The 20,288-nt window shown below is 64.2% G+C and carries 22 protein-coding genes; 7 read left to right on the forward strand and 15 right to left on the reverse strand.

What is annotated here, in order from left to right; translation table 11 throughout:
- The first annotated feature begins 82 nt into the window (after positions 1–82).
- Both purU and FYK34_RS04805 read left to right on the forward strand, forming a co-directional pair.
- On the forward strand, positions 83–946 hold the full coding sequence (purU, locus tag FYK34_RS04800; protein WP_149295303.1) for a formyltetrahydrofolate deformylase: 864 nt from the start codon (positions 83–85) through the stop codon (positions 944–946).
- A gap of 7 nt (positions 947–953) precedes the next feature.
- Entirely contained in the window at positions 954–1,544 is a 591-nt protein-coding gene (locus FYK34_RS04805; RefSeq protein WP_149295304.1) for a hypothetical protein, read from the forward strand.
- A 66-nt stretch (positions 1,545–1,610) separates the two neighbouring features.
- Here FYK34_RS04805 and FYK34_RS04810 read toward each other — a convergent pair whose 3' ends face one another.
- The 5 genes from FYK34_RS04810 to rlmD all read right to left on the reverse strand — a co-directional run bounded on the left by FYK34_RS04810 (position 1,611) and on the right by rlmD (position 6,984).
- A complete protein-coding gene (locus tag FYK34_RS04810; RefSeq protein ID WP_407923594.1) occupies positions 1,611–2,075 on the reverse strand; it encodes an NUDIX hydrolase in 465 nt (154 codons plus the stop codon).
- Between the two features lie 208 nt (positions 2,076–2,283).
- On the reverse strand, positions 2,284–3,114 hold the full coding sequence (locus FYK34_RS04815; RefSeq protein WP_149295306.1) for an undecaprenyl-diphosphate phosphatase: 831 nt from the start codon (positions 3,112–3,114) through the stop codon (positions 2,284–2,286).
- A 119-nt stretch (positions 3,115–3,233) separates the two neighbouring features.
- The gene (locus tag FYK34_RS04820) at positions 3,234–3,854 is read right to left on the reverse strand and encodes a YecA/YgfB family protein (RefSeq protein WP_149295307.1); all 621 of its coding nucleotides are present in this window, start codon (positions 3,852–3,854) and stop codon (positions 3,234–3,236) included.
- A 116-nt stretch (positions 3,855–3,970) separates the two neighbouring features.
- Entirely contained in the window at positions 3,971–5,161 is a 1,191-nt protein-coding gene (locus FYK34_RS04825; RefSeq protein ID WP_149295308.1) for a NupC/NupG family nucleoside CNT transporter, read from the reverse strand.
- A 275-nt stretch (positions 5,162–5,436) separates the two neighbouring features.
- Complete coding sequence (gene rlmD, locus FYK34_RS04830) at positions 5,437–6,984, reverse strand: 23S rRNA (uracil(1939)-C(5))-methyltransferase RlmD (protein WP_149295309.1); 1,548 nt, start codon at positions 6,982–6,984, stop codon at positions 5,437–5,439.
- A 138-nt stretch (positions 6,985–7,122) separates the two neighbouring features.
- Between rlmD and FYK34_RS04835 the strand changes: the two genes are divergently transcribed.
- Entirely contained in the window at positions 7,123–8,001 is an 879-nt protein-coding gene (locus tag FYK34_RS04835; protein ID WP_149295310.1) for a L,D-transpeptidase, read from the forward strand.
- A 44-nt stretch (positions 8,002–8,045) separates the two neighbouring features.
- Here FYK34_RS04835 and FYK34_RS04840 read toward each other — a convergent pair whose 3' ends face one another.
- On the reverse strand, positions 8,046–9,323 hold the full coding sequence (locus FYK34_RS04840) for an O-acetylhomoserine aminocarboxypropyltransferase/cysteine synthase family protein (RefSeq protein WP_149295311.1): 1,278 nt from the start codon (positions 9,321–9,323) through the stop codon (positions 8,046–8,048).
- A 206-nt stretch (positions 9,324–9,529) separates the two neighbouring features.
- On the opposite strand from FYK34_RS04840, the gene FYK34_RS21040 reads away from it, so the two are divergent.
- Positions 9,530–9,790 (forward strand): SDR family NAD(P)-dependent oxidoreductase, encoded by a 261-nt coding sequence (locus FYK34_RS21040; RefSeq protein ID WP_149295312.1) that lies wholly within the window; start codon positions 9,530–9,532, stop codon positions 9,788–9,790.
- A gap of 7 nt (positions 9,791–9,797) precedes the next feature.
- On the opposite strand, the gene FYK34_RS04850 is transcribed toward FYK34_RS21040, so the two are convergent.
- Positions 9,798–11,219, reverse strand: a complete 1,422-nt coding sequence (locus FYK34_RS04850) for an aminotransferase-like domain-containing protein (RefSeq protein WP_149295313.1) — start codon at positions 11,217–11,219, stop codon at positions 9,798–9,800.
- A gap of 200 nt (positions 11,220–11,419) precedes the next feature.
- On the opposite strand from FYK34_RS04850, the gene FYK34_RS04855 reads away from it, so the two are divergent.
- Together FYK34_RS04855 and gltX are read left to right on the forward strand one after the other, a co-directional pair.
- Positions 11,420–12,043, forward strand: a complete 624-nt coding sequence (locus tag FYK34_RS04855) for a LysE family translocator (protein WP_149295314.1) — start codon at positions 11,420–11,422, stop codon at positions 12,041–12,043.
- 83 nt (positions 12,044–12,126) lie between these two features.
- A complete protein-coding gene (gene gltX / locus FYK34_RS04860) occupies positions 12,127–13,515 on the forward strand; it encodes a glutamate--tRNA ligase (RefSeq protein ID WP_174774542.1) in 1,389 nt (462 codons plus the stop codon).
- 78 nt (positions 13,516–13,593) lie between these two features.
- Here gltX and FYK34_RS04865 read toward each other — a convergent pair whose 3' ends face one another.
- From FYK34_RS04865 to FYK34_RS04900, 8 genes are all read right to left on the reverse strand, one after another.
- Complete coding sequence (locus tag FYK34_RS04865; RefSeq protein WP_149295316.1) at positions 13,594–14,046, reverse strand: hypothetical protein; 453 nt, start codon at positions 14,044–14,046, stop codon at positions 13,594–13,596.
- 99 nt (positions 14,047–14,145) lie between these two features.
- Positions 14,146–14,526 carry a fluoride efflux transporter CrcB gene (gene crcB / locus FYK34_RS04870; protein WP_149295317.1) on the reverse strand — a complete coding sequence of 127 codons (381 nt, stop codon included), beginning with the start codon at positions 14,524–14,526 and terminating at the stop codon, positions 14,146–14,148.
- A gap of 70 nt (positions 14,527–14,596) precedes the next feature.
- Positions 14,597–14,959, reverse strand: coding sequence for a roadblock/LC7 domain-containing protein (locus FYK34_RS04875; protein ID WP_149295318.1), 363 nt, complete (start codon positions 14,957–14,959; stop codon positions 14,597–14,599).
- A gap of 17 nt (positions 14,960–14,976) precedes the next feature.
- Positions 14,977–15,609, reverse strand: a complete 633-nt coding sequence (locus FYK34_RS04880; protein WP_149295319.1) for a roadblock/LC7 domain-containing protein — start codon at positions 15,607–15,609, stop codon at positions 14,977–14,979.
- Between the two features lies 1 nt (position 15,610).
- Positions 15,611–16,153: a GTP-binding protein gene (locus FYK34_RS04885; RefSeq protein WP_149295320.1), complete on the reverse strand. Its 543-nt coding sequence runs from the start codon at positions 16,151–16,153 to the stop codon at positions 15,611–15,613.
- Positions 16,154–16,173: 20 nt separating this feature from the next.
- Positions 16,174–17,268 carry a hypothetical protein gene (locus FYK34_RS04890; RefSeq protein ID WP_149295321.1) on the reverse strand — a complete coding sequence of 365 codons (1,095 nt, stop codon included), beginning with the start codon at positions 17,266–17,268 and terminating at the stop codon, positions 16,174–16,176.
- Positions 17,222–18,646: a hypothetical protein gene (locus FYK34_RS04895; RefSeq protein WP_149295322.1), complete on the reverse strand. Its 1,425-nt coding sequence runs from the start codon at positions 18,644–18,646 to the stop codon at positions 17,222–17,224. The genes FYK34_RS04890 and FYK34_RS04895 overlap by 47 nt, the downstream gene beginning before the upstream one ends.
- A complete protein-coding gene (locus FYK34_RS04900; protein ID WP_149295323.1) occupies positions 18,643–19,431 on the reverse strand; it encodes an oxygen-binding di-iron domain-containing protein in 789 nt (262 codons plus the stop codon). The genes FYK34_RS04895 and FYK34_RS04900 overlap by 4 nt, the downstream gene beginning before the upstream one ends.
- Before the next feature lie 430 nt (positions 19,432–19,861).
- On the opposite strand from FYK34_RS04900, the gene FYK34_RS04905 reads away from it, so the two are divergent.
- On the forward strand, positions 19,862–20,287 hold the full coding sequence (locus FYK34_RS04905; protein WP_149295324.1) for an acyl-CoA thioesterase: 426 nt from the start codon (positions 19,862–19,864) through the stop codon (positions 20,285–20,287).
- Position 20,288: the final 1 nt, after the last annotated feature.

Raw genomic sequence — 20,288 nt, forward strand, 5'->3', positions numbered from 1 at the left:
GCGATTTTTGTTTTGCAGACAGCCGCGCGCCGCTGTTTTAGTATTACGTAAAACTAATTTACGAATGAATGCGGATTTACCGATGAGTCACGACAAACACTCGGCCACGCTGCTGATCAGCGCGCCGGACAAGAAAGGCCTGGTAGCGGCCATCGCCAACTTCCTGATGACCTACAACGCCAACATCATGCATGCGGATCAGCATCAGGACACCAGTGAAAACCTGTTCCTGATGCGCGTGCAATGGGATCTGGACGGCTTTACCCTGCCGATGGACAGCTTTGCGGCCGCTTTCCAGCCCATCGCCGACGAGCATGGCATGAACTGGAAGGTGTCGCTGTCCACGCGCAAGCCGCGCATGGCCATCTTCGTCTCTCAATACGAGCACTGCCTGGTGGACCTGATGCACCGCTGGCGCATCGGCGAGCTGGGTTGCGACATCCCGCTGGTGATTTCCAATCACGAAACCTGCCGCCGCCTGGTGGAGTTCAACGGCATCCCCTTCCATGTGATCCCGGTCACCAAGGACAATAAGGCGGAAGCCGAGGCCGAACAGTTCCGTCTGCTGGAGGAGGCCGGCGTCGATTTCATCGTGTTGGCGCGCTATATGCAGATCCTGTCCGGCGAGTTCGTTAAGCGTTACCCGGACCGCGTCATCAACATCCACCACAGCTTCCTGCCGGCTTTCGACGGCGCCAAGCCCTATCACCGCGCCTTCGCGCGCGGCGTCAAGCTGATCGGCGCCACCAGCCACTATGTGACCGAGGATCTGGACGAGGGGCCGATCATCGAGCAGGAAGTCACTCGCATTTCTCACCGCGACATGGTGGAGGATCTGGTGGAGAAGGGCCGCGACCTGGAGAAGGTGGTATTGTCCCGCGCTGTGCGCTGGCATCTGGATAATCGCGTGCTGTCTTACAGCAACAAGACCGTGGTTTTTGACTGAGACCGTGATGCGCCTGCTGATTGATGATGTATTCGACCTGTTGCGCCTGCGGGTGAAGCCGCTGGCCGCCTATCAGTATCCCTTGTGGCAGCCGGCCCTGTTGCTGACCGTGCTGGGCCTGATTTCCAGCGGCGGCACGGCGGAGCTGGGCGGCAATATCGCCGGACGCATTGCCTATATGGTGCTGTTCACCTGGCTGGAAACCTGGTTCTTCACCCGTTTCATCACCTTCTGGCTGCGTCTGGGCAAGGGGGAGGTGGCGGGTTCTTTGTTCGGCCTGGTGGTGGTGGCCAGCGGCCTGCAGTTCATCGAGCCCTTGACCAGCTGGCTGCCGGAGGATGTGGCGGCGGGCGTGGATATGTTGCTGTCGCTGGTGGGCTTGGTGGTGCTGGTGAATGCCTTGTCCACTGTGTCGGGCGTGTCCAAGCTGCGCGTGCTGGCCGGCGTGGTGCTGTTTGCGCCCTTGGCGCTGGTGCTGTTGGCGGCTACCTTGTCCCTGGCGAATGCCCTGGGTTGGGTGGAATTGCCGGCCGACATGGTGGCCATGATGCAGGAGAAGGGCGTGGCCAGCGGCGGCGCCGCGGCGATCGCCAAATAGCCAGCATGCGCCGGCATGAAAAAAGACACGCCGCGGCGTGTCTTTTTTTGTTCCAAGGGACGGGCTTCAGTCCACCTTGGCGATGTAGCGCGCCAAGCCCAGCATGGCGCGCAGGGCCTGGCCCTTGGCGGTTTCCTCGTTGCGCAGCCGGGCGTAGCGGCGCAGGATGGCGCGGCCTTCGACGAACAGGTCCATGTCGGTGTCCGGCGACGACACCAGGGCGATGCGCTCGATTTCGTTCTGCGGTTTGGGCTGGCCCTGGGCGATGCACAGGTAGACCTTGTGCGCGTTGAAGGGCGTGATGTGGTCGAACAGGTACAGCATGGAGTTGATGCGCAGGCCGGTTTCCTCGCGGATCTCGCGGATCAGGGCCTGGGAGCGCAGTTCGCCGCGGTTGGCTTTGCCGCCAGGCAGGTTGTAGCGCCCGCCGCGGCTGGCGGTGACGAGGACGCCGTCGGGCAATTCAATGATGGCAGTGGCGCGCCTGGCCAAGTCATTGGGCAGGCGATCAGTCTTGTTTCGGTCTTCCAAGCTCATGCTTCCAAAAATAATTGAGGTGAGGGAGGTCGGTTTTGCCTCCGGGACAGTGATTCCAAAAAGCCGCAGCCCGGATCCACGCGTGTGGAGCCGGGCAGGGGGGATTGCCACTGATGGCATTAGTCTGGCGTGAGCCAGAATTCAATAAGTAGAATTACTGTCTATCGATATTCTATAGGATTGTCGGCGTAAGTCCAGACGATTAAAGCATTTTTGCAATCAGGCCGGCGATGCCGACCAGCAGGCAGTAAAAGCCGAAGGGGCGCAGCGACTCGATTTCCGTCTTCTTGAAGTAGCGCATCAGAAACCAGGTGCTGGCATAGGCGCAGAGTCCCGCCACCGCGCCGCAGGCCAGCAACAGGCCCCATTGGACGGAGCCCTGGCCGTGGTGGGCCAGCTTGGGGATTTCCAGCACGCCCGCCGCGGTGATGATGGGCGTGGCCAGCAGGAAGGAGAAGCGGGCGGAGGAGGCGTAATCGAGACCATGGGCCAGGCCGCTCACCAGGGTGGCGCCGGAGCGGGAGAAGCCCGGCAGCAGCGCCAGCGCCTGGCCGGCGCCGATCTTGAACGCGCCGGCGAAGCTGAGTTGGGACAGGTCGTGCGAGGCGGTTTTTTTCTTCATGCGGTCGCCCAGCAGCAGCAGCAGGCCGTTCAGCGTCAGGAAGACCAGCACTGCGGTGCTGCTGGTGAACAGCGCGCGCAGCTGCTTTTCCAGCAAGAGGCCCAACAGGCCGGCCGGAATCGTGCCGGCGATCACCAGCCACATCAGGCGCGCGTGCGGGTTGCTGGCGCGGCCGCCGGCCTTCAGCCAGCCGCCAATCAGCTCTATCCAGTCGCGGCGGAAATAGATCAGCAGCGCGGCGGCGGTGCCCAAGTGCAGCATGACCATGAAGGGCAGGAAGTCTGGGTGGGTGCGGTTGATGGACCAGTGCAGCCAGTCCGGAATCAGCACGCCGTGCCCCAGGCTGCTGACCGGAAACAGTTCGCTGACGCCCTGGATCACGGCGAACAGCAAGGCTTCGATTGGATTCATGAATACCCCTTGCAAATGGAGGAAGGCTGCCGGCGCATCAAGGCAGGTCGGCTGGCCTGGCGATGGTTAACTTGATGTTAACGCGCGGCCTCGCTTTTCGGTTTACCGTGGCGGGAATGTCAATGACGCGGATGCGGCTCCGAGTCCTGCTCTTCCTGCTCCAGCTGGCGGCGGATGGCGGCGAAGAAATCGTGGATGCCGTGCACGGACGGGGAGAGGGCGGCCAGCAATTCGGCGCGCGTTTCGGCGGAGATGCCGTCGACGAAGGGGCGCATCTCGGCGTCCGGGTGGCGCTCGAAGCCTAGCGCCATGATGGCTTCCAGCAGCGGCGCGTTGTCGGGCGAGTCGAACAGCAGCCCCCAGTCGTCATTCAGCAGCTCCATGCCGGATACGAAGCCTTCGCACCAGTCGTTGCCGCGGACCTCGCCGGCGGCGTCCGCTTCCAGCCAGGGCTGGAATTCGCCGTCGCGCAAGGCGTTGGCGATGTCTTGCCAGTGACCGCGCAGCAGGGAAACGAACTGCTCCAGCGACTTCTCGCTGGGAAAAGAGGCCTCGTCGTCGAAGGCTTCGCCCAGGATGATGGGCAGGCATTCCGCCGGACGGATGGCTTCCGGGCCGGCCAGCAGCGCGGCGAAGAAGCCGTCCAGCTGCTCCAGATTCATGCAGCCCTGGCCGGTGAAGCGCGCCAGGGTGGAGGACAGGCGTTGGTAGTCTTGTTCGCTGAGCGGCTTGTGCGACATGGGGAGTTTCCGTGTGGTTTAGGCGGCCATTATGCGTCAGCGCGAAACAAAACAAAACCGCCCGCGGAGGCGGGCGGCTTGTCTTGGCCGTGCGGTGCCCGGATGGGCGGCGTGGCTTAGTAGGTGGCCAGGACCAGGCCGGCGATCAGCGCGGACAGGATGCTGACCAGGGAGGAGCCGTAAACCAGCTTCAGGCCGAAACGGGACACCATATTGCCGCGCTCTTCGTTCAGGCCCTTCACCGCGCCGGCGATGATGCCGATGGAGCTGAAGTTGGCGAAGGACACCAGGAAGATGGACAGCACGCCGCGGGTGTAGCTGGACAGGTGCGCGGCTTGATTCTTCAGTTCCAGCATGGCGACGAATTCATTGGTCACCAGCTTGGTGGCCATGATGCTGCTGGCGGTCAGCGCTTCGTGCGTCGGCACGCCCATCAGCCAGGCGAACGGCCAGAACACATAGCCCAGCATGGTCTGGAAGTTGATGCCGAAGATGGCGGTGAAGATGAAGTTGACGCAGGAAATCAGGGCGATGAAACCCACCAGCATGGCGGCCACGATCACGGCGATCTTGAAGCCGGTCAGGATGTACTCGCCCAGCATTTCAAAGAAGGACACGCGATGCGCCTCGCTGCTGATCAGCTCGTCGTCGCCCAGGGCGCTGTCATAGGGATTGATCAGCGACAGGATGACGAAGGTGCTGAACAGGTTGAGCACCAGCGCGGTCACCACAAAGCGCGGCTCAATCATCTGCATATAGGAGCCGACGATGGACATGGACACGGTGGACATGGCGGTGGCGGCCAGCGTGTACATGCGTTTTTCGTCGAAGGTGTGGATGATGTTCTTGTAGGCGATGAAGTTCTCGGACTGGCCCACCATCATCGAGCTGATGGCGTTGAAGGACTCGATCTTGCCCATGCCGCTGACCTTGGACAGCACGAAGCCCACGGCGCGGATCACCACCGGCAGCACGCGGATGTGCTGCAGGATGCCGATCAGCACGGAGATGAACACGATGGGCATCAGCACCAGCAGGAAGAAGCTGAATTCGCCCTTGTTCAGGATGCCGCCGAAGGCGAAGTCGGTGCCATCCTTGGCAAAGTCCATCAACTTGGTGAAGACGCTGGAGATGCTGCCGACGATGGCCAGGCCATAGGGGGTGTTCAGCAGGAAGAAGGCCAAGGCGATCTCGACCACCAGCAGCTGGATGACGGAGCGGATCTTGATGTTCTTCCGGTCGCGCGCGACCAGTTGCGTCAGGGCCAGTACCACAACCAGGCCGATCAGGAATTGAACGATATGCATGATAAGTGTCGCTTTTGGGTTTCCCGTAGACGGGGCAAGTTACGAGCAAGGCAAGCTGCCGGCAGGGCCGGCGATGCCCATTGTTATTGGGGGTGCCATTCCGGACGGACCGGTTCAGCGCCACCCCTTGCCGCCATGCCCGATGGGTGGGCGGTTTCGGTGTGTGCACAATGCGCTGAAGTGAGGCGGAAAACTTTTCTTTAGATCAAACAATCTGTCTTTAGGTGAAGATAATTTAGCCCGGTTTGACCCATGGGTCAAAGCCGGGCTGCATTTCACGTTTGAGACGACGGGTCGGACTCGGGCTCGCGGCGGGCTTTTTCCGCGAAGTAATGCGCGCGGCGGGCTTCCTTGGCGGCGGCGCGTTCGGCCGCTTCCTGGGCCTTGCGCGCCTTCTCGGCGTTTTCCTCGGCCAGGCGCGCGGCCTTGGCGGCTTCGCGCTCGGCGGCTTCGATCGCCTCGATTTCCTCGACTTCCTTGCGCGTCTTGCACGGGCTGGTCTTTTCGAACCAGGCCACGGACTCCACGTGCGCGGTGTGCGGGAACATATTGATGATGCCGGCCGCTTTCAGCGTGTAGCCCTTGGTGTTGACCAGGATGCCGGCGTCGCGCGCCAGCGTGGCCGGGTTGCAGGACACGTAGACGATGCGCTTGGGCGCGGTTTCCTCGGTGATGGCCTTCAAGAGCTGCACCGCGCCGTCGCGCGGCGGGTCCACCAGCATCTTGTCGAACTGGCCCAGGGACGCGAACGATTCCTCGGTCACCTCAAACAGGTTGGCCATCTCGTAAGTGACGCGGTCCTGCAGCTGATTGTGGGTGGCGTTTTCCACCGCGCGCTTGACCAGCGCCTGGCTGCCTTCCATGCCGTGCACCACGGCGCCGGAGCGGGCGATGGGCAGGGTGAAGTTGCCGATGCCGCAGAACATGTCGGCGATGCGTTCGCCCGGCTGCGGGTCCAGGAATTTCAGCGCGCGTGCCACCATCACCGCGTTGATCTGCGGGTTCACCTGGGTGAATTCGGTGGGGTAGTAGGGCATCTCCACCGCGTACTCGGGCATGCTGTAGCTCAGCTTGGGCGCGTCCAGCGGATAGATGGGATAGCAGGTGTCCGGGCCCTTGGGCTGCAGCCAGATCTGCAGCGGGCGCTCAGCCGAGCCGTGCTGGTCGGAGAAGGCCTTCAGGATGGCGAAGTCGGCATCGGTGATGTCGTCCATATTGCGGAACACCAGGATGTCGACCTTGTCGCCCACGGCCACTTCCACCTGCGGCATGCGCTGGCTGATGGACAGCTTGGCGATCATTTCGCGCAGCGGCATGATCAGGTTGGAGATGTGCTGGGGCAGAATGTGGCACTCGCGCATCTCGGCGATATAGCTGGAGCTTTTCTCGTGGAAGCCCACCAGCACGCCGCCCTTCTTGGCCACCATGCGGGCGGACAGGCGGGCGCGATGGCGGTAGTGCCAGGCCGGTCCGGCGATGGGCGTGAGCACGCGCTCGGCCTTGACCTTGCCGATGCGCTTGAGGTTGTCTTCCAGCACGCGCTGCTTGATCGCCACCTGGGCGGTGAATTCCACGTGCTGCATGGAACAGCCGCCGCATACGCCGTAGTGCGGGCAGCGCGGATTGGCGCGCATGAAGCTTTCCTTCAATACGGCGCTGGTCTGGGCGTTTTCGTAGCTGGGCTTCTTGCGGTAGCTGCTGTAGATAACTTTTTCGTAGGGCAGGGCGCCATCGATGAAGATGGTCTTGCCGTCAACGTGGGCGACCCCCCGGCCTTCGTGATCCAGCGATTCGACCAGGGCAATAGTCTGTGGGTGCGTCATCGTCTTGCTTGCAAAATCAAACGGTAAGGGGCGGATTTTCTCAAAAATCGCCGGGGCGTGCTGGTTTTTTTACAATCCCGTGGCGCAAACGCTTTCTGTTAGAATCGCCTCATGAAGCAGAGCAAGGATGTAAGCAGTATGCGCAAGTGGTTTTGGCCGCTGATGCTGGGCTGGGCGCTGTCCCTTCCGGTTGTGGCGGCGATCATGCCGGTGCCGGATGTTGAGATCAATCCGATGGGCCGCCACTTGGTGCTGAATTTGCCGCAGGCGCGGTTGTTCCTATATGAGGACGGCAAGCTGAAGCGCATCTTCCCGGTGGCGGTGGGCAAGATGCTGACGCAGACGCCGATAGGCAGTTTCGACATCACCGGCATTTACCGCGACCCCAGCTGGCATGTGCCCAAGTCCATCCAGGATGAAATGCGGCGCAGCGGCAAGGAGGTGCAGACCGTGGTGCCGCCGGGGCCCAACAACCCCCTGGGGCCGGTGTTCGTGCGCTTTGGCGAAAGCAAGCTGGGGCTGGGTTTTCATGGCACCAACGCGCCGGCGTCCGTGCCCGGTTTTCGCAGCCACGGCTGCGTGCGCCTGCGCAACGACGATGCGCTGGCGCTGGCCAACACGGTCAGCCGCGGTGACGCCGTCACCGTGGCGTATCAAACCATACTGCTAAACGAGGACGAGGCCGGCCAGCTGTGGCTGACGGTTTATCGCAATCACTACAAGCAGGACGATCCGTCCATGCCGTACCTGGCCGATACCTTGCTGGCCTGGCAGCATCAGCATCAGGTGGCGCTGTACGGCCAGCGCGTGGATGCGGCCTTGAAGCAGCGCAACGGCACGCCAGTCTGCATCAGCTGCCAGAATGTCAAGGCGCAGGTCAGCGGCGGCCTGACGCCGCTGCCGTGGTTGTCGCGGATGAGTTTGCCGCAGCCCTTGCCGGCTACAGAGGAGCCTGCCCCGCATGAGCCGGGGCCGCCGCTCAGCCAGCGCGGCCGCGGCGCCGGCAAGGCAGGATAGCGCATAGATGGAGAGCGAGGGCCGCGCGATGCGGCCCTTGTTATTTATTGCGCCGCCGCTTTCAGCGCCTGGCTGATATCCGCCAGGATGTCGTCGATATGCTCGATGCCGATCGACAGCCGCACCAGCTCCGGCCGCACGCCGGCCTGCAGCTGCTCCTCCGGCGACAGTTGGCGATGGGTGGTGGTGGCGGGGTGGCAGGCCAAGGACTTGGCATCGCCGATATTGACCAGCCGCGTCACCAGTTGCAAGGCGTCGATGAAGCGGCCGCCAGCCTCCGCGCCACCCCGGATGCCGAAGGACAGGATGCCGGAGGCGCGGCCGCCGAGGTAGCGGTCGGCCAGGGGCTTGCTGGGGTGGTCCGGCAGGGCGGCGTATTCCACCCATTCCACCGCCGGACTGGCTTGCAGGAAGCGCGCCGCTGTCAAGGCGTTGTCGCAGATGCGGTCCATGCGCAGCGCCAGCGTCTCTATGCCCTGCAGGATCAGAAAGGCGTTGAACGGCGACAGCGCCGCGCCCATATTGCGCAGCGGCACCACCCGGGCGCGGGCGATGTAGGCGGCCTCGCCCAGCGCTTCCACGTAGTTGACGCCGTGGTAGCTGACGTCCGGCTCGTTCAGTCGCTTGAAGCGCGCCTGGTGTTGTCCCCATGGAAACTTGCCGGAATCGACGATGGCGCCGCCTATGCTGTTGCCGTGGCCGCCCAGGTATTTGGTCAGGCTGTGCACCACGATGTCGGCGCCATGCTCGAACGGCCGGCACAGATAGGGCGAAGGCACGGTGTTGTCGACGATCAGCGGCAGGCTATGTTTGTGCGCTTCTTCTGCGAAGGCGGCGAAGTCCACCACATTGCCCAGCGGGTTGCCGATCGACTCGCAGAACACGGCTTTGGTGCGCGCGTCCACCAGGCCGGCTATCGCGGCCGGGTCTTTGTAGTCGACGAAGCGCACTTCTATGCCTAGCTGCGGGAAGGTATGCGCGAACAAGTTATAGGTGCCGCCGTACAAGGTGCGGGTGGCGATGATGTTGTCGCCGGTCTCCGCGATGGTCTGGATGGCGTAGGCGATGGCGGCCATGCCCGACGCCACCGCCAGCGCGCCTATGCCGCCCTCCAGCGCCGCCAGCCTTTTCTCCAGCACGTCGGTCGTGGGGTTCATGATGCGGGTGTAGATATTGCCCTGCACCTTGAGATCGAACAAGTCCGCCCCGTGCTGGGTGCTGTCGAAGGCGTAGCTGGTGGTTTGATACAAGGGCACCGCCACGGCCTTGGTGGTGGGGTCCGGGCTGTAGCCGGCGTGGACGGCGAGCGTTTCCAGCTTCATGGGGCAATCCTCCGCATAGTCGATAGGGATGGCGATTGGCTTGAACTTATCCGTAATGTATTGCAAACGCAAAGAAATAAAATGCGTATTCCATATTGCGATTTTAAATATCAAGTTTTCGTCATGGCGTTTGGCAAGAGTCGGGTCGCCGCTGGCTTGTCCAGCTGTCACCTTGCCGGTGTTCATCACACGATAAGGAGCAGGATATGCAGGCTTTGGCGGGCAAGGTTGCCCTGGTGACGGGCGCAAGCTCCGGCATAGGCCGCGCGACGGCCAAGCTGTTTGCGCAAAACGGCGCGGCCTTGGTCTTGGTGGCGAGGCGGCGGCAGGCGCTGGGTGCCTTGATTGCGGAGCTGCCTGATCAAGGGGCCCGCGCGGCGGCGCTGTACTTGGCTTCCGATGCCTCCAGCTTCCCCACCGGCGCCGCGCTGCTGGCCGACGGCGGCGTGTCGGTCAGCCGGGGCTGATGGGCGTTTAACCGGCCAGCTCTCCCGCCAGTTCGCCCACCCGCGCCAGCGCGCGTTGGTAGGCTTCGTTCCAGGGGTAGCAGCAGGACAGGCGCAGGCAGTTGCGGTAGCGGCCCTTGGCCGAATACATCGCCCCGGGCACCACGGTGATGCGTTCGGCCAGCGCCGCTTGGAACAGCTGCATGGTGTCGGCGTGGCTGGGCAGCTCCACCCACAGCAGGCAGCCGCCCGAGGGCAGGGTGGCGCGGGTGCCGGCGGGGAAATGCTGCGCCACCGCGCCGCGCAGCCGCTCCATCTGGCTGTTGAAATGGCGGCGGATGACGCGCAGATGATGGTCGTAGCCGCCGCTTTCCAGATATTCGGCCAGGGTTTCCTCCAGCAGCGCCGGCTGGCCCAGGCTGCTGGAGAATTTCAGCCGCCTCACCTCGCTGAGAAAGCGGCCGGGCGCGATCCAGCCCAGGCGGAAGCCCGGCGCCAGCGTTTTGCTGTAGCTGGCGCATAGCAGCACCCAGCCGTCGCGGTCGTAGGCCTTGACCGCGTTTGGCGTCGCGGCGCCGTAGAACAGATCGGCATGCGGCACGTCTTCGATCAGCGGTACCTGGTAGTCGTTGACCAGCTGCGCCAAGCGTTGTTTGGCTTCCGGCGGCATGGTGCTGCCCAGCGGATTGTGCACGGTGGGCATGGCGACGATGGCGTTGAGCCGTTTTTCCGACAAGAGCAACTCCAGCGCGTCCAGCGCCAGCCCGCTGGTGGGATGGGTGGGAATCTCGATCACGCTCAATCCCAGATCCTTCAGCATGGGCAGCAGCGCGAAATAGGTGGGCGATTCCACGCCCACCGTGTCGCCAGGCTTGCAAGTGGCGCGCAGCGCCAATTGCAGCGCCTCGGTGCAGCCATTGCTGATCACCAGGTCGTCCGCCGCCAGCACGCAGCCCCAGCTCACCGCGCGCTGGGCGATCTGCCTGCGCAGCCGCTCAGAGCCGGGCGGGAAGGGGTAGTCGGTGGTCAGCTCGGGCTGTTGGCGCAGCAGCCGGCCCATGATGTGCTTGAAGCGGCTGGTGGGGTAGAAGTCGCTGCCGCGCGGGCTGGCCAGCGACAGGTCGATGAAGTCCGCCTGGCTCTGCGCGCCCATCACCGCCTCGATCTGGTCCACCACTTCGCCGGTGTGGTGGGCGGCGCTTTGCCGGCGCATGCGCGGCAGGGGCAGGGTGGCGGCCGACTTGACGTAGAAGCCGGACTGCGGCCGCGCCTCGATCAGGCCGCGGTCCTCCAGCGTGCGGTAGGTCAGCAGAATGGTGGACGGGCTGACCTTGTGCATGGCGCAAGCCTTGCGCACCGAAGGCAGGCGCTCGCCGGGCCGCACGGTGCCGTTCTGGATCAGCGCTATCCATTCATTGACCAGCTGCTGGTATAGCGGCTCCTGGCTCATTTCCGGCTCCTTGGCATGGGAACGGTACAGTTTCGAACGAAACCGACCATAACAGTTTTGCAACTGTAAAACTGTTATGGTCTCAATTGTATTTTTCTGAATCTGTAATTGTCCAGCCAGAAGACCTATCATGACGGCCTTGAGTCGGGGGTCTGCCCCGTGGATGCCGGCGCCTTGCCGGTTGCAGTCTGGGAATCGTCATGAATCTGCTCGCGCTTGTCACTTATCTCTTGGTGATGTCCATCACCCCTGGCCCCAATAATCTGGTGCTGGCTTCGTCCGGCGTCAATTTCGGTTTCTCCCGCACCCTGCCATCCTTGTTGGGCATGGGTCTGGGCCTATCGCTGCAGATAGGCTTGCTGACGGTGTTCCTGGGCGAGGTGATGGCCAGCATGGCCTCGCTGCAGTTGTATCTGGCCCTGGCCGGCTGCGGCTACTTGTTGTGGCTGTCCTGGGGCATGGCGCGCGCGGGCAGCGCCAAGAGCGTGGAGGCCGGCGCGCGGCCCATGGGCTTTGTCGGCGGCCTGATGTTCAACTGGCTCAACCCCAAAGTGTGGCTGATGGGCTTCAATCTGGTCATGGTGTTCCTGCCGGCGAATATGAATCCGTGGCATGCCGCGGCCTTGTTCACGCTGGTCACTTTCGCCACCAGTCTGCCGTGCATCGCGGTGTGGGCCGGTTCCGGCGTGGCCATCCGCCGCTTCCTGGACTCGCCGACGCGCTTGCGCCTGTTCAATGTCGCCATGGCGGCCCTGTTGGCGCTGACTGCGCTGTGGCTGCTGTCCGAGATGCTGCCGGCCAGACCGGTTCCCGGCATGATCTGATCCAATGAGGCCCGCAGGTTTGCGGGCTTTTTTGTTGGCGGCGTACAATAGCGGCCTTTAAGCGTATTTCTAGAGTCCAAGCCATCATGATCCGTACCCGTTTCGCTCCCAGCCCCACTGGCTATCTCCATATCGGCGGCGTGCGCACCGCGCTGTTTTCCTGGGCTTACGCCCGCAAGAATAACGGCGTGTTCGTGCTGCGCATCGAAGACACCGACCTGGAGCGCTCCACGCCGGAATCGGTGAAGGCGATCCTGGACGGCATGCACTGGGTGGGCCTGGACTATGACGAAGGTCCGTTCTACCAGACGCAACGTTTTGATCGTTACAAGGAAGTGATCCAGCAGCTGCTGGCCTCCGGCCACGCCTACCATTGCTATTGCAGCAAGGAAGAGCTGGAAGCGATGCGCGCCGAACAGGAAGCGCGCGGCGACAAGCCGCGCTACGACCGCCGCTGGCGTCCGGAAGCCGGCAAGACCCTGCCGGCCATCCCGGAAGGCGTGCAGCCGGTGGTGCGCTTCAAGACCCCGCTGTCCGGCGTGGTGGCCTGGGACGACGCGGTCAAGGGCCGCATCGAGATTTCCAATGAGGAACTGGACGACCTGATCATCGCCCGTCCGGACGGCAGCCCCACCTATAACTTCTGCGTGGTGGTGGACGACTGGGACATGCAGATCACGCACGTGATCCGCGGCGACGACCACGTCAACAACACCCCGCGCCAGATCAACATCCTGCAGGCGCTGAACGCGCCGCTGCCGGTGTACGGCCACCTGCCGATGATCCTGAATGAAGACGGCCAGAAGATGTCCAAGCGCCGCGATGCGGTCAGCGTGGTGGACTACGCCGACAAGGGCATCCTGCCGGAAGCGCTGCTGAACTATCTGGCGCGCCTGGGCTGGGGCCACGGCGACGACGAATTCTTCTCCATGGAGCAGTTCGTCGAATGGTTCAGCCTGGAGGCGGTGAGCCCGTCGGCCAGCCGCTTCAACCATGAAAAATTCATGTGGCTGAACGCGCAGCACATCAAGGCCGCCGACAATGGCCGTCTGGCCGAGCTGATCGCGCCGCGCCTGGCCGCAGCCAATGTCGATACCGCCAGCGGTCCGGCCGTAGTCGACGTGCTGGCGCTGGTCAAGGAGCGGGTGCAGGACCTGAACGCGCTGGCGCTGGAAGTGGATTACTTCTACAAGAAGCGCGAGCCGGCCGCCGCCGACGTGGAAAAGCACCTGGCCGGCGACGCCGTGGCGCGCATGGGCCGTTTCGCCGACCGTCTGGCCGAGCTGGAAGCCTGGACCGCTGAGTCTATCCACGAGCTGTTCAAGCCGTTCTGCGCCGAGGAAGGCATCAAGATGGGCCAGCTGGGCATGCCGCTGCGCGTGCTGGTGTGCGGCACCACGCAGACGCCGTCGGTGGACGCCGTGCTGGCCTTGATCGGCAAGGACGAAGTGCTGCGCCGCATCCGCGGCTGATGGCTTGATTCGGCTTGCCGCATGACAAACGCCCCGCAAGGACTTGCGGGGCGTTTGTCATGGTGAGGGTGCCTGCGCTCAGGGCAGGGCGGCGGCGATTTCTCGCGCGGTGGCGTAATAGGCCTGGAAGTGGGTCAGGTCTGCCTGGGCGCGCGAGGCGTCGTGGCGGGAGATGAAGTCCGCCAGCGCGGCGGCGTGGTGGACGCAGGGGATCAGTCCGGCGCCGCCTTCGACGAAGTCCAGCATGGCGTCCAGCTGCGGCCCCCATTCGCTGGCAAGCTGCTGGACGCAGTCCGCCAGTTCGCCGTCGTATTCGGCCAGCATGGCCAGCACATGGCTGCCGCGCGAATCTGGCTCCGGTTGCAGATTGGGCGAGGCGCGATCCAACAGCAAGAGCCGCGCGAAATGCATGACGCCCATCAGATCCAGCGCGCGGTTCAGCGTGGCCTGGCTGGCTTGTATCGTCTGCAGCAATTGTTCGGGTTCGGCGTCTTGCCGCAGGGGCAGCATCAGGGTGAGCGGGGTGGCCATGGCGCCTCCGGTTGGCTAGGGTCTGAACTTGACCATAGGCCAGCCGGCGCGTTGCGTCACATGGGGGAATTACTTAACATCAGGCGGCGCTGATTTTCATCAGCGGCGCAGCAGCTGCCAGCTGGCGATCCCCGCCATGGTCATCAGCAGTGAGCCGCTGACATGCACGGCGATGGCGGTCAGCGCCGGTATTAATTGGCCCTGGCGCAGCAAGTCCACCACTTCGGCAGAGAAGGTGGAAAACGTGGTCAGGCCGCCGCAGAAGCCGGTCACGATCAACAGCCGCCACAGCGGGGACAGGCTGGGCAAATCGGCGAAGAAGGCCACGGCCAGGCCGATGAGGTAGCCGCCCAACAGGTTGGCGGCCAGCGTGCCGGGCGGCAGGGCGGGAAACAGGCTATTGAGGCGCAGGCCCAGGAACCAGCGCAGCACGGCGCCGCCGGCGGCGCCGATGGCGATGGCCAGGATGGATTTCCACATGATGGCGGGTCAAAAAGCAGCTAAATGCGCATTTTGCCCGGCCGCGCCGCCGGCGTACAGCCCCGCGCTTTCACAGGATTTCAGCGATGGATTTGGCCGCGCGCTTGGCGTCCAGGAAGATCAGGCCCAGTTTGGCTTCCTTGCGCGCGATCACCGCCAGCACGGCGTCGCGGCTGGCGTGGCTCATCAGGATGTAACCATTGTCGCCCTTGACCATGACCTGCTCCAGCTCGCCGCGCGCCAGTTCGCGCGCGGTGCGCTCGCCCAGCGACAGCATGGCGGCGGCCATGGCGCCCACCCGGTCCTCGTCCACGTCCTGCGGCAGCAGCGCCGCCATGGTCAGGCCGTCGGCCGAAATGATGGCGGAGGCCTCGATGTCGGCGGAGGCGCCGTTGAGGTCCTTCAGTATGGATTTGAGCATTTGTTCACGCATGGTGCATTCTCCGGGGTTTAGGCGTAGCGACGCGCCAGCAGCTCCACCAGCGTCACGAAGTGCTGGTCTTGCAGCCGAGGCGCGCCGCCTATGATCAGGACGAAAGACTGCTGGCCGATGTAGAGCGGGTAGAAGGCCAGCTCGCTGGCGCCGGCTGGATTGGCCACTGCCCAGGCCGAGCTGCCCAGCTGCAGGTGTTGTTGCAGCAGCAGGGCGTGGCGACGGCCCAGGCTGGCGATGTCGCCGGCCAGCGCGGCCACTTCTTCCGCGGTTTCGTGGTGGAAGCCCGCCGCGGCGTAGTAGAGGCCGTTGTCGTCGGCCAGCATGGCGCGGCCGCAATCAGACAGGGCGGCCAGCACCGGCGGCAGCTGGCTTTCCAGATTGCCGCCCAGCGGCGGGCGCGGCGCTTCGGTTCCATGGACAAAGTCCAGCCGCTGCAAGCGGTAGAGGGCGTCCAGGGCGGCTTCCGCGTCGCCGTCGCACCACTCGGCCAATAGGTCCCGCGTCAAGGGCACGCTGTGTCCCAGGCGCAGGATTTGCGACAACAGCCGGCGGGCCAGGGTCTTCTCCTGGCTAGCCACGGCAAAGTAAGCGCCGGCCGGCGTCGCCATCGGGTACAGGCTGTCGTTGAGTTTCAGCGTCTCGTCCATCTCATGCCTCCAGGCCTGGGTCGACGCAATACAGCAGCGCCAGCACCAGCTGCTTGATGTCCTCGCGGCGGCGGCAGTCCACTTCGAATACCGGCGGGCGCAGGCCGAAGCGCGCCAGCAGCAAGGCATAAGATTCGGCGTCCGGCGCGGGCTGCAGGTCGGTCTTGCTCAGGCCCACCACCAGCGGCGCCCGGCTCAGCAGTGGCTGGAACGCTTTCAGGAAGAACTGCAAGTCCTTGGCTGGGTTGGGGCGGGTATTGTCCAGCAGCAGCACCAGGCCGATGCCGCCGCAGCTGACGATGTCCCACATGAAGTTGAAGCGCTCCTGGCCGGGGGTGCCGTACAGGTGCACCTTGCAGTCCTGGTCCAGCCGCAGCACGCCGTAATCCAGCGCGACCGTGGTCTCGCCCTTGCGGCGCAGCGTCATGTCGGAGGCGGCGGCGTCGGTGCGCACCGGCTCGATGTCGCTGATCGCCGCGATGGCGGTGGTTTTGCCGGCGCCAACCGGCCCGGCGAAGATGATCTTGTTGTCGTGGCTTGGCATGGGGTAAGGGTCCTGAAGGCTCACAGGCCGGTAATCTTGCGCAGCAGGCGCGACAGCAGGCCTGCGCTCTCTGGGGCGGGCGCGACGGCGGGCGGGCGCGGAGGCCTCCGGATGGGAGCGGAGGACATGATGCGCAAAGTCTCTTCGCCGCGGATTTCCAGCGCGCCTATGCAATAGGCGGCGGCGAGGAAGTCGAACAGCTTGGTCGGGGGCACGCGCAGCAGGCGGGCGATGAGACGCAGGTTGACCGGCGTGCGGGCCAGCAGCGCGCTGATGCGGCAGGCATCCGCAATCGGCGCCAGGCGGGTGAGGTTGGGCCAGTAGCGCAGGCGCAAGGCGGTATCGGCCTGAATCTGACGCAGCAAGCGCCCGCGCGAGGTCCAGATCGCCAGCTGCCACAACAGCGGTTTCAGCGGACGGGGCGGCGTGGCCTGAGGCAACGGCGCCAGCGTTTGCGGCTGGATGGCGATGGTTTCCTCTTGACACAGTTCGCGCAGCCTGTCCTCGGTGCAGAGCAGGCGCGCCAGGCCCTGGCTGCCCTCGATGGCCAGCACGGGCGCGCCGTCTGCCAGGATCAGCGCGTCCTGGCCTTGCCGTTGCAGCAGGCAGGCCTGGCCCAGCAAGCCGTTCGCGGCGTCAAAGCGCTCGATGCGGGAGGGGGCGGCGCGCGGCGGCGCGGCCGGCGCGGAGGCGCTTGGCGGCGGGGTCCAGTCGCGCGGCGCGCCGCTTGGGGCATGGCGCAGCTCGCTCAACAGCGGGAACAGCTTTTCCATGCGCAGCGGCTTCAGCAGGATGGGCGCGGGCGCCTGTTCGGGGGCGCTGATGGTGACGATGGCGGCCGGCAGCCGGGGGTGCGCCTGGCGGAAGCGTTGCCAGGCGGGCCAGCCTTCTCCGTCTATGTCCACCAAGGCGAGCTGCGGCTCGGCGTCGGGGCTGTCGGCGGCCAGCCGATAGCGCAAGGCGCCGTGCATTTTGAAGGCGAGCCTGAGCAGGGCCTGCTTGCGTTCGTCCATGCCGGCGGTCAGCACGGTGATGGGGGTGTCGACGGGGCGCAGCAGGCGGGTGGCGTCAAGCGGCAAGTCCACGGTGCCGGCGTCCTTGCATGGATTGGACAAATGCGCTCAAGGTCAGCGTGATCTCACCGGGCGGCTGCCGGCCGTCTTCTTCCATTCGGCGTAGCAGCCAGGTGAAACGCGGCAGATCGTCCTGCTTCTCATACAGCTCCAGCAGGAGCGGATACAGCGTGGCGTCTTCGGGCGAGGCCAGAATCGCCAGCTCCAGCGTCTTGCAGGCCTGATCGGTTTGCCCGTATTCGAGATAGCGTTCGGCCTCGCGCAATGGGTCGGGCTGGTCGTCTGTTGCCGCTGTGGCGGTGGGTTCCACCAGGCGAAGCCGCGTTTTGGCGGCGCGGACGGCGGCGGGCGGGGCATAGCCGGCTTGGCGGCCGATTCTTTCCAGTTCGGGCCGGTCCGGTCGGCCTGCCAGCTGTTTCAGCACTGGATGGCTTCCCATCACCAGGCCGGCATGCACCAGCTGTTCCTTCAGCCGCGCGCCGTAAGGCCCGAGCGCCACGTGGAAGTGCCAGAGCGTGCGGCAATAGCCGTCCAGGTCTCGTTGCTGGTAGTGCACGTAAAGCGCGTCCAGCCGGTGCGATAGCGAGCCGGGACGCAGTTGCAGGATGCCCTCCAGCACCGGCAGCGCATGGCGGAAGTCTCGACAGGACAACAGGATGCGCGCTTGCCGCTCGCTGGGCAGCAGGCTGGAGACGACTTCGCGCTCGATGCGGCTGAGCGCGTCCAGGGGCCGAGAGCCTTCGACCAGCGCGGCCAGGGTGAGCGGCGCGCCGCGACTGGCCAACGTTGGCGCTGGCGCCGACGCGCTCTCCGGCGGGGCGTCCGCCGCGGGCGGCAGGACGATGGTTTCAATCGCATCGCCCAGCAGGTTTGCCAGCTCCAGCATGCCCAGGCCCAGGCGCTGCTCGGCCAGCAGCCGCAGGTCCAGATTGTTGAAGTCCTGGCGCAGGCCCTGCAGCACGGCTTCTTCCAGCTGGGCCCGGTCCAGCAAGGCCTGATCGTGCAGGCTGGCCAGGGTGTCGGCGTAGTCGTGGATCTGCCCCAGCTGCAAATAGAGTTCCGCCAGCCGCTGCAAATGCTTGCGCGAGTGGCTGGCGTATTGTTCGACATAGGCGCGCAAGGCTTGGGCGGCATTCTCCAGCTGGCCGAATTCGACGAACACTTCCACCTCGGTCAGGGCGTCCACCGCGTCGACTTCATAGTTCAGGGTTTCCGCCAGGCCGGCGGCGAGCGGTGCTTGCGGCGCTTCGGCCGCGGGGCGGACCGGGGGGGCGGCTGGGCCGCAGGCGCGCGCTGCAGGCCGGCGCAAGCGGGACAGCATGGCGAGCCAAGCGGCGAGGCCGCCGGTCAGCGCCGCCAGCGTCAGCCAGCCGGCGCGGGCGTGGGCGAAGACCAGATCGCTCCAGGAGGCGGCGTTCATGGCTGCAGTTCGTGCTTTTGGCGCAGCGCGTAGTCGTCGCTGCTCATGAGGTCGGTGCCGCACTCCAGCCGCTCGAACCAGTCCAGGAATCGGCCCACCATTTCCTTGCCTTGGTAGGAGCCGCCGTGCTGCGGCACCAGCCATTCCACGTCCAGCTGGCGCACCATGTTCACCCACAGCCGGCAGGCCTTGTTGTTGGTCATGTAGCGGCGATGGAAGCCTTCCATGTGGCTGTCGCGCAGGTGGCGGTCAAAGTCCGTCACCGGCAGGCCCGCCTCCTTGCCATCCATCAGGGAGGCGCCGATGTCGCCGGAGAACAGGATTTTGCTGATGGGGTCGTAGATCTGGAAAAACCCCACCGTGTGCAGATAATGCGCCGGCACGATGCGCAGTTCGCTGCCGCCCAGATTCAGCAGCATGCCCGGTGGCGGGATGGGGATCAGTCTGCCGTCGGTGGCGCCGCGCACGCAGAAGTGGGGCAGAAAGCGCACCCATTCCTCGGCGATGATGATTTTGGCATCGGTGATCAGCAGCCAGCCATTGGCCGAGGCGACGATGTCCGGGTCCTGGTGCGAGGCGAAAATGTAACGGGTGCGCGAGGGCAGGAAGTATTCCGCCATTTCCGCCAGCAGGTGCTTGTAGGTCAGGTTGCCGCCCGGATCGAGCAGGATGCCTTCGCCCTGGTCGATGATGGCGAACTGGTTGGACTGGATGCCTTCGCCTTGCACCAGTTCGGTGAAGGCGATGCACTTGTGGTTACCGTCGTCGTAAAGCACCTGCGCCATGATGATCTTTCGTTCAGCAAAACGGGATGTCTCGCGGTGCGCGAGTGTGACAACGGGATATTAAGAGGAGGCGGCGGCGGGGGTGTTGATGGAAATCAACTTGTCATATCTGGCGGGGCGAAAAAAAAAAGAGCCCCAGGGGGGCTCTGAATTGCACCTTCGCTCAGGTGACCGAATCGCGCGCCGCAATGGCCGCCATTCGATCGCGTCCGGCTCGCTGGCTCCAAGAGTTTCGCGAACTGACCAGGGCATTATGCTGCTGTGCCAAACCGGGCTGTAGCGTGATTGTTATAGGCTTTTGTGACGGCATGTAATGGAATGCCGGTCAAATTAACACTTTAGAAAACATTGCGCTCAGAATGGCCGCTGCGGCTTGATTGGCCGGGGGTTGTGTTTATCATGTCAATGTTTATGACATGAGGAGGACGACGTGACGACGCAGTTTCCGATAATCGACCGCAAGACCATCGCCATGCGTTGGGGCGACATGGACGCAGTGGGGCATTTGAACAATACCTATTACTTCCGCTATTTGGAGCAGGTGCGGGTGGAGTGGCTGCAGTCCTTGGGTTACGGCATCGACCCGGATGCCGTCGGCCCGGTGCTGGCCAGCACCGCTTGCACTTATCGCAAGCAATTGACTTATCCGGCGACGCTGGAAATCACCATCGAGCTGGAAAAGCTGGGGCGCAGCAGCCTGAAGCTGCGCCACCACTTTTACAAGCAGGGCGACCCCGACACGGTTTACGCCAGCGCGGAAGTCACCCTGGTCTGGGTGGATTACAAGGCGGAAAAGTCTGTGCCGATTCCGGACCCTATCCGGGACGCCATCCTGAAGGCTGCGCCCGCGGCCTGAT

This window comes from Chromobacterium paludis, from assembly GCF_008275125.1.
Classification (GTDB): Bacteria; Pseudomonadota; Gammaproteobacteria; order Burkholderiales; family Chromobacteriaceae; genus Chromobacterium; species Chromobacterium paludis.

Bases quoted from the DNA above. Each gene is read 5' to 3' on its own strand.
- purU (WP_149295303.1), top strand. From the start codon at position 83: ATGAGTCACGACAAACACTCGGCCACGCTGCTGATCAGCGCGCCGGAC.
- FYK34_RS04805 (WP_149295304.1), top strand. From the start codon at position 954: ATGCGCCTGCTGATTGATGATGTATTCGACCTGTTGCGCCTGCGGGTG.
- FYK34_RS04815 (WP_149295306.1), bottom strand. From the start codon at position 3,114: ATGAATCCAATCGAAGCCTTGCTGTTCGCCGTGATCCAGGGCGTCAGC.
- FYK34_RS04820 (WP_149295307.1), bottom strand. From the start codon at position 3,854: ATGTCGCACAAGCCGCTCAGCGAACAAGACTACCAACGCCTGTCCTCC.
- FYK34_RS04825 (WP_149295308.1), bottom strand. From the start codon at position 5,161: ATGCATATCGTTCAATTCCTGATCGGCCTGGTTGTGGTACTGGCCCTG.
- rlmD (WP_149295309.1), bottom strand. From the start codon at position 6,984: ATGACGCACCCACAGACTATTGCCCTGGTCGAATCGCTGGATCACGAA.
- FYK34_RS04835 (WP_149295310.1), top strand. From the start codon at position 7,123: ATGCGCAAGTGGTTTTGGCCGCTGATGCTGGGCTGGGCGCTGTCCCTT.
- FYK34_RS04840 (WP_149295311.1), bottom strand. From the start codon at position 9,323: ATGAAGCTGGAAACGCTCGCCGTCCACGCCGGCTACAGCCCGGACCCC.
- FYK34_RS21040 (WP_149295312.1), top strand. From the start codon at position 9,530: ATGCAGGCTTTGGCGGGCAAGGTTGCCCTGGTGACGGGCGCAAGCTCC.
- FYK34_RS04850 (WP_149295313.1), bottom strand. From the start codon at position 11,219: ATGAGCCAGGAGCCGCTATACCAGCAGCTGGTCAATGAATGGATAGCG.
- FYK34_RS04855 (WP_149295314.1), top strand. From the start codon at position 11,420: ATGAATCTGCTCGCGCTTGTCACTTATCTCTTGGTGATGTCCATCACC.
- FYK34_RS04865 (WP_149295316.1), bottom strand. From the start codon at position 14,046: ATGGCCACCCCGCTCACCCTGATGCTGCCCCTGCGGCAAGACGCCGAA.
- crcB (WP_149295317.1), bottom strand. From the start codon at position 14,526: ATGTGGAAATCCATCCTGGCCATCGCCATCGGCGCCGCCGGCGGCGCC.
- FYK34_RS04875 (WP_149295318.1), bottom strand. From the start codon at position 14,959: ATGCGTGAACAAATGCTCAAATCCATACTGAAGGACCTCAACGGCGCC.
- FYK34_RS04880 (WP_149295319.1), bottom strand. From the start codon at position 15,609: ATGGACGAGACGCTGAAACTCAACGACAGCCTGTACCCGATGGCGACG.
- FYK34_RS04885 (WP_149295320.1), bottom strand. From the start codon at position 16,153: ATGCCAAGCCACGACAACAAGATCATCTTCGCCGGGCCGGTTGGCGCC.
- FYK34_RS04895 (WP_149295322.1), bottom strand. From the start codon at position 18,646: ATGAACGCCGCCTCCTGGAGCGATCTGGTCTTCGCCCACGCCCGCGCC.
- FYK34_RS04900 (WP_149295323.1), bottom strand. From the start codon at position 19,431: ATGGCGCAGGTGCTTTACGACGACGGTAACCACAAGTGCATCGCCTTC.